This is a genomic window from Pantoea sp. CFCC18179 (assembly GCF_059412405.1).
In genome coordinates, this window is sequence record NZ_JBNBPM010000005.1 from 112,804 (window position 1) to 125,946 (window position 13,143).

Below are 13,143 nucleotides of genomic sequence, written 5' to 3' on the forward strand. Positions count from 1 at the left end.
TACGTTACTGCATTATTCCGGTTTGAAACGCATCGGTGCGTTTTTAAACACTTCATACACCGCCTGTGAAGGCGGCTTTGGAATACGTGCTTGCTTCGCTGCGGTGATCGCGGCCTGGCATAAGGCAGGATCGCCACCTTCAGACTTAACATCAATCAGTAAGCCATCCGGTGCCAGCTTAATGCGCAGGTTACACTCTTTGCCTTTATACAGATCCGCATCGTAGAAACGGCTCTGAATCGCGCCAACCACCTGGCCCATGTAATTGTTGATGTCCGCGCCGGATGCACCGGCTTTCTTCTGATTGCCCTGCCCCGCTGCACCGCCAGAAGCTGTGCCACTTTTCGGTGCATTCTTACCAGAAGACAAACCACCTAACAGGTCATCAACCGCATTTTCGTTCTTCGCAGCTTCGGCAGCGGCTTTCTTCGCATCAGCAGCAGCTTTAGCTTTGGCATCGGCTTTCGCTTTCGCGGCGGCATCAGCTTTGGCCTTCGCCTCGGCGGCGGCTTTTTCTTTCGCTTCAGCGGCAGCCTTCTCCTTGGCTTCAGCAGCGGCCTGCTCTTTCGCTTCTTTTGCTTCCTGAGCAGCTTTCGCCTTCGCATCGGCAGCCGCTTGCGCTTTGGCTTCCGCATCGGCTTTAGCTTTCGATTCTGCGGCGGCTTTCGCCTGTTGTGCCGCTTTCTCTTTCGCCGCTTCAGCTGCGGCAGCTTTAGCCTGTTCGTCCGCCTTCTTCTTCGCGTCGGCGGCGGCTTGCTTGGCTTCTTCTACCGCTTTGGCTTTCGCATCCGCAGCGGCTTTGGCCTGCGCATCGGCTTCAGCTTTCGCATCTGCCTTGGCTTTCGCCGCAGCGGCTTCGGCAGCTTTCTGCTGATCCTGCGCTTGCTTAGCGGCGGCTTCAGCGGCTTTCTGCTGCTCAGCCTGTTGCTTCGCCTGCTCTTTGGCTTCTTGCTGCGCCTGCAAACGCTCTTTTTCCATCTCTTTCAGACGTTGCTGCTCAGCGGCTTGCTTCTGCTGTAACTCTTCGGCCTGCTGCTGCGACTGTTTTTGACGCTGCTGTTCGGCACGTTGACTGTCTCTTTGCTGATTCTGCTGGCGGTTATATTGCTCAACCACGGCGCCGGAATCGACCATCACTGCATCAATATCGCTGCCGCCGCCACCGCCGCTGGATTCGATTTTTTCGTTAAACGAGCTCCAAATCAGTAAGGCGATCAGCACGATATGCAGAATCACCGATACGATTATGGCGCGTTTTAACTTGTCGTTCTGCTCGGTTGCCTTCGACACTCTCGGTTCCCAAAAACGGTTGGCTTTAAATCGGCTGCGTCATCAAACCGACAGATTTCACGCCAGCCTGATGCAACAGGTTCAGCGCCTTGATGATTTCGTCGTAAGGCACATCTTTCGCACCGCCGATCAAGAAGACCGTTTTCGGATTGGCTTCAATCCGGCGCTGCGCTTCGCTCACCACCTGTTCCGGCGGCAGCTGCGTCATACGATCGTGATCCACCACCAGGCTGTACTGCCCGACGCCCGCCACTTCAACAATCACCGGTGGATTATCATCGGTAGAAACGGTTTTCGAATCTGTCGCATCCGGCAGATCGACTTCCACGCTCTGGGTAATAATCGGCGCGGTTGCCATAAAGATGAGCAGCAAAACCAACAGTACGTCCAGAAGCGGAACAATGTTGATTTCCGACTTGAGGTCGCGCTTACCGCGACCACGGGTTCTGGCCATCGTAAACCTCGACTTACTTCGTGTTGTCGGTGGAGAAAGCCTGACGGTGCAGGATAGCCGTGAACTCTTCCATAAAGTTGTCGTAGCCCTGTTCCAGCTTATTCACGCGCTGGTTCAAACGGTTGTAGGCCATAACCGCAGGAATCGCCGCGAACAGACCGATTGCGGTAGCAATCAGCGCTTCAGCAATACCCGGCGCAACCATCTGCAACGTTGCCTGTTTCACCGCGCCCAGCGCGATAAAGGCGTGCATGATCCCCCACACCGTACCAAACAGACCGATATACGGGCTGATGGAACCGACGGTGCCAAGGAAAGGAATGTGGTTTTCCAACGCTTCCAATTCACGGTTCATGGAAATACGCATTGCGCGGCTCGCCCCTTCCACCACCGCTTCCGGTGCATGGTTGTTGGCACGATGCAGACGCGCAAACTCTTTGAAACCTGAATAGAAAATCTGCTCAGAACCGCCCAACTCATCACGGCGCCCCTGGCTTTCCTGGTAAAGGCGTGACAGCTCAATACCCGACCAAAACTTATCTTCAAATGCGTCGGCTTCACGCCCCGCCGCATTCAAAATGCGCGTGCGTTGAATGATAATTGCCCAACTGGCAATAGAAAAGCCGATCAAAATCAACATGATAAGTTTGACCAGAAGGCTCGCCTTCAGGAACAAATCAAGAACATTCATGTCAGTCACTGCTTGAACTCCGCGACAATAGACTTGGGAAGCGCAATTGGCTTCATTAGATGTGGGTTGATGCAGGCAATCAGGACTTCTGCTTCATTTAGCACTTTACCTTCTGCATTCACGATACGCTGCGAGAACGTCATAGTTGCACGCGTCATCGATGTCACTTCGGTTTGAATTTCCAAAAGATCATCAAGACGTGCAGCCGCAACAAAATCTATCGTCATGCGTCGTACCACAAAAGCCACCTGTTCTTCCAACAGGACCTGCTGATTGAAATGGTGCTGGCGCAACATTTCGGTACGTGCTCGTTCATAGAAAGCAAGATAACTGGCGTGGTAAACCACACCACCGGCATCAGTGTCTTCGTAATAGACCCGAACCGGCCAGCGAAACAGCGTAGTACTCACTCTACATCCCGGTCTCATTTTAAACGTTGCTACTATACGCAAGTGAGATCGGCTTGGGAATGGTCCGCCAGAGCCAAGAGAAAATAATTATCACACGTTAACAACTGGAAGGAATTTTAGGATGTTTCTTGACCGGGCGCTGACAAAAACTCACGTCAGCGCCTGAAAAAGCAGCAAGTTAAGTCCTGAGACAGAACTTAATGGTAGAACCAGAAGATTCCCGCCAGCAGGATGACCATCGCCGGCAGTGGCGAGAACACTGCCTGCCAACGTGTTTGCAGTGGACGGAATCCTGTGCCGTGAACCACGCCGGCACACACAGCCCAAATCATCAACAATCCATGCCAGATGGCTAAATCGCTGGTGCGTGCAGCAAAGCGTGATGGTTGCCAAATAACACAGCCCGCCAACCACAGTGCCAGAATTAACGAAAGGGCCCGAAGCGGGCCCTTGTCCATCAGACGATACAACGTCCGAATCAGTGTGCGCATCAGACTTGTTCGTCCTTAGTTGCGCGGCTGTCTTCGATATGTTCCAGTGCTAGCGCCGTGATCACACCGAACGCACAGGCCAGCAAGGTGCCAAGAATCCAGGCAAAATACCACATGCTTAATCTCCTTAATCAGTACAGGGAGTGCGTATTGCTCTCAATGTGTTCTTTGGTGATACGGCCAAACATCTTGTAATAACACCAGGCGGTGTACGCCAGGATAATCGGTACAAAGATGATGGCTGCAATGGTCATCACTTTAAGCGTCAGCAGGCTGGATGTGGCATCCCACATGGTCAAGCTAATGCCCGGCACGGTGCTGGATGGCATGATGAACGGGAACATCGCGATACCGGCAGTCATGATGACGCACGCCAGAGTTAGCGAAGAGAAGATGAACGCCCAGGCGCCCTTCTCCATGCGTGAACACAGCACGGTCAACAGCGGCAGCACCACACCTAACAGCGGGAACAGCCACAGAATTGGCGCTTGCTCAAAGTTCACCATCCACGCACCGGCTTCACGCACCACATCTTTACCCAACGGATTGGATGCTGCGTGATGATCGATAACACTTTTCAGCACATAGCCATCAATGCCGTATTTCACCCACAAACCAGCTAATACGAAGCACACCATCATCACCAACGCGGAGATCTGCGCGGTGCTGCGTGAACGCAGATGGAGTTCACCATTGGTACGCATTTGCAGGTAAGTTGCACCCTGCGTCAAAATCATCGCCACACTGACCACACCCGCCAGCAAGCCAAACGGATTCAGCAGCTGGAAGAAGTTGCCGGTATAGAACAGGCGCAGATATTCGTCGGCATGGAACGGCACGCCTTGCAGCAAGTTACCGAACGCCACGCCAATTACCAGCGGTGGCACAAAGCTGCCGATGAAAATGCCCCAATCCCACATGCCGCGCCAGCGCATATCTTCAATCTTCGAGCGGTAATCAAAACCTACCGGACGGAAGAACAGCGAAGCGAGCACCAAAATCATTGCCACATAAAAGCCAGAGAACGCGGCGGCGTAAACCATCGGCCAGGCAGCGAACAGTGCGCCACCGGCAGTGATCAACCAAACCTGGTTGCCATCCCAATGCGGTGCAATGCTGTTAATCATGATGCGACGTTCAGTATCGGTACGCCCCAGCACGCGCGTCAGCATACCAACGCCCATATCAAAGCCGTCGGTGACCGCAAAGCCGATCAGCAGCACGCCAATCAACAGCCACCAGACAAAGCGCAAAACTTCATAGTCAAACATGGGTGCTCTCCTTATCCACGCGCCGGCTGAGATGAAGCTTTCAGCGTTTCATGATGATAGCGGCCGGTTTTCAGGCTGCTTGGACCAAGGCGTGCGAACTTGAACATCAGGTACATTTCCGCCACCAGGAACAAGGTGTAGAGACCGCAAATCAGAATCATCGAGAACAATAGATCGCCCACGGTCAGTGATGAGTTCGCTACCGCAGTCGGCAGCACCTCACCAATCGCCCACGGTTGGCGACCGTATTCGGCAACAAACCAACCTGCTTCGATGGCGATCCACGGCAACGGAATGCCATATAGCGCGGCTTTGAGTAACCAGCGAGATTTACCGATGCGGTTACGAATCACGCTCCAGAAGGAAAGCGCAATGATACCCAGCATCAACACGCCACCCAGCACCATGATGCGGAAGGCGAAATAGAGCGGAGCAACGCGTGGAATTGAATCTTGCGTGGCTTTCTGAATATCGGCTTCAGTGGCATTCGCCACATCTGGCGTATAGCGTTTCAGTAATAAGCCGTAGCCCAGATCGCGTTTGCTCTCTTCAAACTGGCTTTTTATTGCAGGATCTTTGCTGCCTGCGCGCAATTCGTTGAGCAACGCATAGGCTTTCATACCGTTGCGGATGCGCACTTCATGTTGCGCCAGCAGGTCTTTCAGGCCCGTGACCGGCGTATCAACCGAACGTGTGGCAATCAAACCGAGCAGATACGGAATCTGAATCGCATATTTGTTCTGCTGCGTTTCCTGATCCGGGATACCAAACAGCGTAAATGCGGCGGGCGCAGGTTGGGTTTCCCACTCTGCTTCAATCGCGGCCAGTTTGGTTTTCTGCACGTCACCGATTTCATAACCGGATTCATCACCCAGCACGATAACCGACAGAATCGCCGCCATACCGAAACTGGCTGCAATTGCAAACGAGCGCTTGGCGAACGCGAAATCGCGGCCTTTCAGCATGTACCATGCGCTGATGCCGAGAATGAACATCGCGCCAGTGGTGTAACCGGCCGCCACGGTGTGCACGAATTTCACCTGCGCAACCGGGTTGAGGATCAGCTCAGAGAAGCTCACCATCTCCATACGCATGGTTTCGAAATTGAATTCCGAGGCAATCGGGTTTTGCATCCAGCCGTTCGCCACCAGAATCCACAACGCAGACATGTTCGAGCCGAGCGCAACCAACCAGGTCACTGCAAGGTGCTGTACTTTGCCCAGACGATCCCAGCCAAAGAAGAACAAACCAACAAAGGTGGATTCGAGGAAGAACGCCATCAAGCCTTCAATGGCTAACGGCGCACCAAAGATATCGCCGACGTAGTGTGAGTAATATGACCAGTTAGTACCAAACTGGAATTCCATGGTCAGACCGGTGGCCACGCCCAGCGCAAAGTTGATACCAAACAACTTGCCCCAGAACTTGGTCATATCTTTATAGATTTGTTTACCCGAAAGGACATATACGGTTTCCATGATCGCCAACAAAAACGCCATACCCAGCGTTAATGGTACGAACAGGAAATGGTACATCGCCGTTAGGGCAAACTGTAAACGCGACAGCTCGACAATATCTAACATGATGACTCCTTGCTCCTCGCATGAACTCGCTCTGCGGATGACAACGGCAAACAAAAGACATTGACGCGCAGAATAAGATTCAGGAACGACTGATTATTGATTCCAGTTTTGTTACTGACAGAACAGAGAAATCTGCTGCCCGAAGTGAGCGAGTAACAGTGTTGAAAATTCCCTTAAAAATGATCATTCCAGTCAATTTAATGCAGAAGAGTGATGAGGAGGCGACAGAATTGATGCAACAACGCCTGGCACAAACTCCTGAAAAATTATGAAGAAGACTGAATTGATGCAGCGCAATTTATACCGGTTGGCGCGCGCTTTGCCAGCGGTAAAGTTTGCTATATCACGCTATTTATTGATCTGGATTAAGACTATAAATTTCCAGATATGTATCGTAAGAGCTGTTGTTAATTAGATGTCATAAATGGTTGGTGTAATTAAGAAAACAATTACCTTTATCGCAATTATTTAACTTAAACATCACCGGTTAGCTGTTATTTTGCCGATATAAATCCAGCGTCTTTTCTCTTCTTTACCTAACAAACAAAATAAGCATAGCCGCGGATTTTCAACTCGTGGCAATTTTTTCCCTGCTTTTTGCGGGGTTAGCGTCATAAAAAAAGCCACCCGAAGGTGGCTTTGATGCAAATAAGCGTACAGCCTTATTTGATTGGCAGAACCGCTTTAACTGCGTCGCCAATGTCTGCCAGGCTGCGAACGGTTTTCACACCGGCCGCTTCCAGCGCAGCAAATTTCTCATCAGCGGTACCTTTACCACCGGCAATGATGGCGCCAGCGTGGCCCATACGTTTGCCTTTCGGTGCAGTCACACCGGCGATGTAGCCAACAACTGGCTTGGTCACGTGTGCTTTGATATACGCTGCCGCTTCTTCTTCCGCGCTACCACCGATCTCACCGATCATCACGATCGCTTCAGTCTGTGGATCTTCCTGGAACAGTTTCAGGATATCGATGAAGTTAGAACCCGGGATCGGGTCACCGCCGATACCTACGCAGGTTGACTGGCCGTAGCCGATGTCAGTGGTCTGCTTAACCGCTTCATAAGTCAGCGTACCTGAACGCGATACGATACCTACGCGGCCTGGCTGGTGAATGTGGCCTGGCATGATACCAATCTTACATTCGCCTGGGGTGATCACGCCTGGGCAGTTCGGGCCGATCATGCGCACACCAGCTTCATCCAGCTTCACTTTCACGGTCAGCATATCCAGCGTTGGGATGCCTTCGGTGATGGTGATGATCAGTTTGATGCCTGCGTCGATTGCTTCCAGGATGCCGTCTTTACAGAATGGCGCTGGAACGTAGATCACGGTGGCGGTTGCGCCCGTCGCTTCTACTGCTTCACGCACGGTGTTGAACACCGGCAGACCGAGATGGGTAGTGCCGCCTTTACCTGGCGTTACGCCGCCAACCAGCTGCGTACCGTAGGCCAAAGCCTGCTCAGAGTGAAACGTCCCTTGACCACCGGTGAAACCCTGGCAAATGACTTTGGTGTTTTTGTCGATCAAAATGGACATTATTTACCCTCCGCTGCAGCGACAACACGCTGTGCAGCGTCTGTCAGACTGGTTGCTGCAATGATGTTCAGACCGCTGTCCGCCAATTTCTGCGCGCCCAGCTCGGCGTTGTTACCTTCCAGACGTACCACCACTGGCACGTTGACACCCACTTCTGCTACTGCACCGATGATGCCGTCTGCGATCAGGTCGCAACGTACGATGCCGCCGAAGATGTTAACGAATACCGCTTTAACCGCATCGTCAGACAGGATGATTTTGAACGCTTCGGTCACGCGCTCTTTGGTTGCGCCGCCGCCCACATCGAGGAAGTTAGCTGGCTCGCCGCCGTGGTGTTTAACGATATCCATGGTGCCCATCGCCAGACCGGCGCCGTTCACCATACAACCGATGTTGCCATCCAGCGCAACGTAGTTCAGTTCCCACTGTGTTGCATGCGCTTCACGTGGATCTTCCTGGCTTGGATCGCGCATTTCACGCAGTTCCGGCTGACGGAACAGTGCGTTGCCGTCGGCGCCCAGTTTGCCATCGAGGCAGATCAGATCGCCCTGCTTGGTGATCACCAGCGGGTTGATCTCAACCATCGCCAGATCGCGCTCAAGGAACATGGTCGCCAGACCCATGAAGATTTTGGTGAACTGGCTAACTTGCTTGCCGCTCAGGCCCAGCTTGAACGCCAACTCACGGCCTTGATATGGCTGTGGACCGGCTAATGGATCCAGCGCCATTTTATGGATCAGGTGCGGGGTTTCTTCCGCCACTTTCTCAATCTCAACGCCGCCTTCAGTTGAAGCCATGAAGATCACGCGACGAGTAGCACGGTCAACGACCGCACCCAGATACAGTTCCTGATCGATATCAGTCGCAGCTTCAACCAGAATCTGGTTTACCGGCTGGCCGTGTGCGTCAGTTTGATAGGTCACCAGACGCTTGCCCAGCCAATGTTCAGCAAAAGCACGAATGTCTTCTTTGCTGTTAACCACTTTCACGCCGCCCGCTTTACCGCGGCCACCAGCATGAACCTGACATTTCACTACCCACGGACCTGCGCCAATTTTTGATGCGGCTTCTTCTGCTTCGCGTGGTGTTGTGCAGGCGTAACCAGTTGGTGCTGGCATGCCATAGCGAGCAAACAGCTGCTTCGCCTGGTATTCATGTAAATTCATGATGTTCTATCCATTCAGATATGAGTTTGGGCGCGCCTTCACACCGCGCGCCCGGCGAAATTAGACATCCAACAGCAGGCGAGCTGGATCTTCCAGCATCTCTTTCACCGCGACCAGATAGCCAACGGATTCACGACCATCAATCAGACGGTGATCATAAGAGAGCGCCAGATACATCATTGGCAGAATCACCACCTGACCATTGACCGCCATTGGGCGCTCTTTAATGGCGTGCATACCCAGGATCGCACTCTGCGGTGGGTTGATGATTGGCGTAGACATCAGCGAACCAAACACACCGCCGTTGGTGATGGTGAAGTTACCGCCAGTCAGCTCTTCAACGGTCAGTTTGCCGTCGCGGCCTTTCACTGCCAGCTCTTTAATTTTCTTCTCGATATCGGCCATGCTCAGCGCATCAACATCTTTCAGCACTGGCGTAACCAGACCACGCGGGGTAGAAACCGCAATGCTCACATCGAAATAGTTGTGGTAAACCACATCTTCGCCATCAATTGACGCGTTAACTTCCGGGAAGCGTTTCAGCGCTTCAACCACCGCTTTGATGTAGAAGGACATGAAGCCCAGACGCACGCCGTGACGTTTCTCGAACGCATCGCCGTACTGCTTACGCAGGTCCATGATTGGCTTCATGTTGATTTCGTTGAATGTGGTCAACATCGCGGTGCTGTTTTTCGCTTCCAGCAGACGCTCGGCAACACGCTTACGCAGACGCGTCATAGGAACGCGTTTTTCGCTGCGGTTAGCCACAGCAGCTTGCGGTGCAGCAGCAGCCGCCGCTGGAGCCGGTGCGGCTTTGCCACCGTCAGCTTTCTTCGCCAGATGTTTTTCTACATCTTCACGCGTCAAACGGCCACCGACGCCGGTGCCTTTGATCTGCGCAGCATCGAGGTTGTTTTCAGCAATCAGACGACGTACCGCTGGGCTGAGCGCATCGTTGCTCTCTTCTTCCAGTGAGGCAGTCTGACGCTGTGCAGGCGTAGACTCGTTGCTTTCCGCTTTCGCAGTGGTCTCTTTCCCGCCGCTGTTGCCCTCTTTCAAGCGGCCCAGAATCTGACGAGAAGTGACCGTGGCACCTTCATCTTCCAGCACGGCTTCCAGGATGCCGTCCGCAGATGCAGGCACTTCCAGCACCACTTTATCCGTTTCAATCTCAACCAGAACTTCGTCACGGCTCACTGCGTCGCCGGGTTTTTTGTGCCAGGTTGCAACCGTTGCGTCCGCTACGGATTCAGGCAAATCGGGAACCAGAATTTCTACGCTACTCATTTTCTTTCCTTTTTATTAACCAAGGTTCAGCGCGTCGTTAACCAGGTCTTGCTGCTGTTGTTGATGTACGGACATGTAGCCCACGGCTGGTGAAGCAGAAGCCGGACGACCTGCGTAACGCAGTGACGCACCGAAGGGAACCACTTCGCGGAAATGATGCTGACTGCAATACCATGCACCCTGATTCAGCGGCTCTTCCTGACACCAGACGAAATCCTGCACATGAGAATAGTTTTTCAGCACGTCCTGCACCACTTTGTGCGGGAACGGATACAGCTGTTCGATACGTACGATGGCCACGTCGGTTTGCTCGTTCTTACGACGCTGATCCAGCAGATCGTAATAAACCTTGCCCGAGCACAGCACCACGCGTTTCACTTGTTTCGGATCCAGATCGTCGATCTCACCAATCGCTGGCTGGAAGCTGCCGGTCGCCAGCTCTTCCAGGCTGGAAATGGCCAGCGGATGGCGCAGCAGCGATTTCGGTGACATCACAATCAGCGGACGGCGCATACCGCGCAGCGCCTGACGACGCAGCATGTGGTAAACCTGCGCTGGTGTTGAAGGCACGCACACCTGCATATTCTGTTCAGCACAGAGTTGCAGATAACGCTCCAGACGCGCTGAGGAGTGCTCTGGACCTTGGCCTTCATAGCCGTGCGGCAGCAGCATCACCAGACCACACATACGGCCCCACTTCTGCTCGCCGGAGCTGATGAACTGATCGATTACTACCTGCGCGCCGTTAGCGAAGTCGCCGAACTGCGCTTCCCAAATGGTCAGCACGCGCGGTTCTGCGGTGGCATAACCGTATTCAAATGCCAGTACCGCTTCTTCAGACAACACGGAATCCCACACTTTGAACTGACCTTGTCCATTATGAACATGGTGCAGCGGCGTGTAAGTTGAGCCGTTAGTCTGGTTATGAATCACTGCATGACGGTGGAAGAAGGTGCCACGTCCGCTGTCTTCACCCGACAGACGCACCGGAATGCCTTCATCAACCAATGTGGCATACGCGAGGTTCTCCGCGCCGCCCCAGTCAAAGGCTTTATTGCCTTCGGCCATCTCTTTACGGTCGTTGTAAATCTTCGCTACGCGCGACTGCACTTCAACCGACTCCGGTACGCTGCTAATGCGGCGCGCCAGTTCCTGCAAGCGTTTCAGCTCCACAGTTGCCGGGTAGCTTTCGTCCCATTCGTGGTTCAGGTACGGCGACCAAGTAAAGGAGTGCAGGCTCATCGGACGCCATTCTGGCACCACGCATTCGCCTTCATCCAGCGCATCGCGGTACAGGTTAACCATTTCGGTGGCATCTTCAGTGGTCGCTACGCCTTCGCTTTCCAGCTGATCGGCATAGATTTTACGCGGTGTTGGATGCTTTTTGATTTTCTGGTACATCAACGGCTGCGTGGCACTTGGCTCATCCGCTTCGTTGTGACCATGACGGCGATAGCACACCAGATCGATGAACACATCACGTTTAAAGGTGTTGCGATAATCGAGCGCCAGGCGAGTGACGAAAGCCACCGCTTCTGGATCGTCTGCGTTGACGTGGAAAATCGGTGCCAGCACCATTTTGCCGATGTCAGTACAGTACGGCGTAGAACGCGCATCTTTCGGGTTGGAGGTAGTAAAACCAACCTGGTTGTTGATGACGATGCGAACGGTACCGCCCACTTCGTAACCACGCGCCGCTGACATGTTCAGGGTTTCTTGTACCACGCCCTGACCAATCACCGCCGCATCACCGTGAATGGTGATTGGCAGCACTTTATTGCTGCTTGGTTCAGCCAGACGATCGAGACGTGCGCGCACGGAACCCATTACCACTGGGCTAACGATTTCCAGATGCGATGGGTTGAACGCCAGCGCCAGATGCACCAAGCCGCCTTCGGTTTCGACGTCAGACGAGAAGCCCATGTGGTACTTCACGTCGCCGGTGCCGAGGTGCTCTTTGTGCTTGCCAGAGAATTCGTCGAACAGATCCTGCGGCTTTTTCCCCAGCACGTTGATCAGCACGTTTAGACGACCACGGTGCGCCATACCCAGCACCACTTCGCGCGTGCCGCTTTTGCCAGCGTGACGAATCATCTCGCGCAGCATCGGCACCAGCGCATCGCCACCTTCCAGTGAGAAGCGTTTTGCACCCGGGAATTTAGCACCGAGATATTTTTCCAGGCCTTCTGCCGCGGTCAGCTCTTTCAGGAAACCTTTTTTCTCGTCGCTGCTGAATGACGCGTGACCCACCACTGATTCCAGACGCTGTTGAATCCAGCGCTTTTCGTCGGTGTTGTTGATGTGCATGTACTCTGCACCAATCGAGCCACAATAAGTCTGTTGCAGCGCCGCGAACAGATCGGCCAGCTTCATAGTCTCTTTGCCGATAGCAAACGAACCTACGTTAAAGCTTTCCTGAAAATCGGCGTCGGTCAGATCGTGATAAGCCGGATCGAGATCGGCTACGGTTTCCTGTTTCCACAGGCCGAGCGGATCGAGGTTAGCGTGCTGATGGCCGCGGAAGCGGAACGCATTAATCAGCTGTAGCACTTTAACCTGTTTGGAATTTGCGGCCGGATCGGTGACGGTTGATGTGTAACGGGTGGCATCTTTCGCCAGGCGGCGGAAGTAATCACGCGTAGTTGAGTGAAATTGCTCAGGTTTCACGCCAGTGCCGGGCAGCTGTTGGAACAGCTCGCGCCACATTTCATCAACTGAGTCAGGATCGGTCAGGAAATCCTCATAGAGCTGCTCTATGTAGGATTGGTTCGCGCCGGCCAGCCAGGAGGAGTCCAGCCAGGGTTTCATCGCGCTGTTCTGCATTGTGATCCCTTAAGCATTAATCTGCTTTTTATGAGGTTTCATTTGTTACCGCTTACGCGGCTTGCCGTAGTGAGTTCAGCGATACGAACCTGTGCGCTACCGGCGCCTGGCCCGTAAGGGAACCTTTATAAGCGTGGTC

Annotated in this window: 12 protein-coding genes; all 12 read right to left on the minus strand. The window is 53.4% G+C overall.

Annotated elements, in window-relative coordinates:
• Positions 1 to 12: 12 nt before the first annotated feature.
• The 12 genes from tolA to sucA all read right to left on the minus strand — a co-directional run bounded on the left by tolA (position 13) and on the right by sucA (position 13,004).
• On the minus strand, positions 13 to 1,290 hold the full coding sequence (tolA, locus tag ACPUC7_RS11820) for a cell envelope integrity protein TolA (protein WP_494923074.1): 1,278 nt from the start codon (positions 1,288 to 1,290) through the stop codon (positions 13 to 15).
• Between the two features lie 25 nt (positions 1,291 to 1,315).
• Positions 1,316 to 1,744 carry a colicin uptake protein TolR gene (gene tolR, locus ACPUC7_RS11825; protein WP_007890638.1) on the minus strand — a complete coding sequence of 143 codons (429 nt, stop codon included), beginning with the start codon at positions 1,742 to 1,744 and terminating at the stop codon, positions 1,316 to 1,318.
• A gap of 13 nt (positions 1,745 to 1,757) precedes the next feature.
• On the minus strand, positions 1,758 to 2,444 hold the full coding sequence (tolQ, locus tag ACPUC7_RS11830; RefSeq protein WP_494923075.1) for a Tol-Pal system protein TolQ: 687 nt from the start codon (positions 2,442 to 2,444) through the stop codon (positions 1,758 to 1,760).
• Positions 2,441 to 2,845, minus strand: a complete 405-nt coding sequence (gene ybgC / locus ACPUC7_RS11835) for a tol-pal system-associated acyl-CoA thioesterase (RefSeq protein ID WP_008107385.1) — start codon at positions 2,843 to 2,845, stop codon at positions 2,441 to 2,443. Before ybgC ends, tolQ begins: the two co-directional genes overlap by 4 nt.
• 197 nt (positions 2,846 to 3,042) lie before the next feature.
• Positions 3,043 to 3,336, minus strand: coding sequence for a cyd operon protein YbgE (gene ybgE, locus ACPUC7_RS11840; protein WP_343554045.1), 294 nt, complete (start codon positions 3,334 to 3,336; stop codon positions 3,043 to 3,045).
• Positions 3,336 to 3,452, minus strand: a complete 117-nt coding sequence (cydX, locus tag ACPUC7_RS11845; RefSeq protein ID WP_343554044.1) for a cytochrome bd-I oxidase subunit CydX — start codon at positions 3,450 to 3,452, stop codon at positions 3,336 to 3,338. The genes ybgE and cydX overlap by 1 nt, the downstream gene beginning before the upstream one ends.
• Before the next feature lie 15 nt (positions 3,453 to 3,467).
• Positions 3,468 to 4,607 carry a cytochrome d ubiquinol oxidase subunit II gene (gene cydB / locus ACPUC7_RS11850; RefSeq protein ID WP_343554043.1) on the minus strand — a complete coding sequence of 380 codons (1,140 nt, stop codon included), beginning with the start codon at positions 4,605 to 4,607 and terminating at the stop codon, positions 3,468 to 3,470.
• 11 nt (positions 4,608 to 4,618) lie between these two features.
• Positions 4,619 to 6,190, minus strand: coding sequence for a cytochrome ubiquinol oxidase subunit I (gene cydA, locus ACPUC7_RS11855; RefSeq protein WP_494923076.1), 1,572 nt, complete (start codon positions 6,188 to 6,190; stop codon positions 4,619 to 4,621).
• 662 nt (positions 6,191 to 6,852) lie between these two features.
• A complete protein-coding gene (gene sucD, locus ACPUC7_RS11860; protein WP_101763214.1) occupies positions 6,853 to 7,728 on the minus strand; it encodes a succinate--CoA ligase subunit alpha in 876 nt (291 codons plus the stop codon).
• Positions 7,728 to 8,894: an ADP-forming succinate--CoA ligase subunit beta gene (gene sucC, locus ACPUC7_RS11865; RefSeq protein ID WP_494923077.1), complete on the minus strand. Its 1,167-nt coding sequence runs from the start codon at positions 8,892 to 8,894 to the stop codon at positions 7,728 to 7,730. The genes sucD and sucC overlap by 1 nt, the downstream gene beginning before the upstream one ends.
• Positions 8,895 to 8,954: 60 nt before the next feature.
• A complete protein-coding gene (gene odhB, locus ACPUC7_RS11870; RefSeq protein ID WP_494923078.1) occupies positions 8,955 to 10,181 on the minus strand; it encodes a 2-oxoglutarate dehydrogenase complex dihydrolipoyllysine-residue succinyltransferase in 1,227 nt (408 codons plus the stop codon).
• Between the two features lie 15 nt (positions 10,182 to 10,196).
• Positions 10,197 to 13,004 carry a 2-oxoglutarate dehydrogenase E1 component gene (gene sucA, locus ACPUC7_RS11875; RefSeq protein WP_343554039.1) on the minus strand — a complete coding sequence of 936 codons (2,808 nt, stop codon included), beginning with the start codon at positions 13,002 to 13,004 and terminating at the stop codon, positions 10,197 to 10,199.
• Positions 13,005 to 13,143 lie beyond the last annotated feature (139 nt).

Excerpts from the sequence above, each read along its gene's own strand:
- sucD (WP_101763214.1), bottom strand. The coding sequence starts at position 7,728 with ATGTCCATTTTGATCGACAAAAACACCAAAGTCATTTGCCAGGGTTTC.
- tolR (WP_007890638.1), bottom strand. The coding sequence starts at position 1,744 with ATGGCCAGAACCCGTGGTCGCGGTAAGCGCGACCTCAAGTCGGAAATC.
- cydA (WP_494923076.1), bottom strand. The coding sequence starts at position 6,190 with ATGTTAGATATTGTCGAGCTGTCGCGTTTACAGTTTGCCCTAACGGCG.
- odhB (WP_494923078.1), bottom strand. The coding sequence starts at position 10,181 with ATGAGTAGCGTAGAAATTCTGGTTCCCGATTTGCCTGAATCCGTAGCG.
- sucC (WP_494923077.1), bottom strand. The coding sequence starts at position 8,894 with ATGAATTTACATGAATACCAGGCGAAGCAGCTGTTTGCTCGCTATGGC.
- cydB (WP_343554043.1), bottom strand. The coding sequence starts at position 4,607 with ATGTTTGACTATGAAGTTTTGCGCTTTGTCTGGTGGCTGTTGATTGGC.
- cydX (WP_343554044.1), bottom strand. The coding sequence starts at position 3,452 with ATGTGGTATTTTGCCTGGATTCTTGGCACCTTGCTGGCCTGTGCGTTC.
- ybgE (WP_343554045.1), bottom strand. The coding sequence starts at position 3,336 with ATGCGCACACTGATTCGGACGTTGTATCGTCTGATGGACAAGGGCCCG.
- sucA (WP_343554039.1), bottom strand. The coding sequence starts at position 13,004 with ATGCAGAACAGCGCGATGAAACCCTGGCTGGACTCCTCCTGGCTGGCC.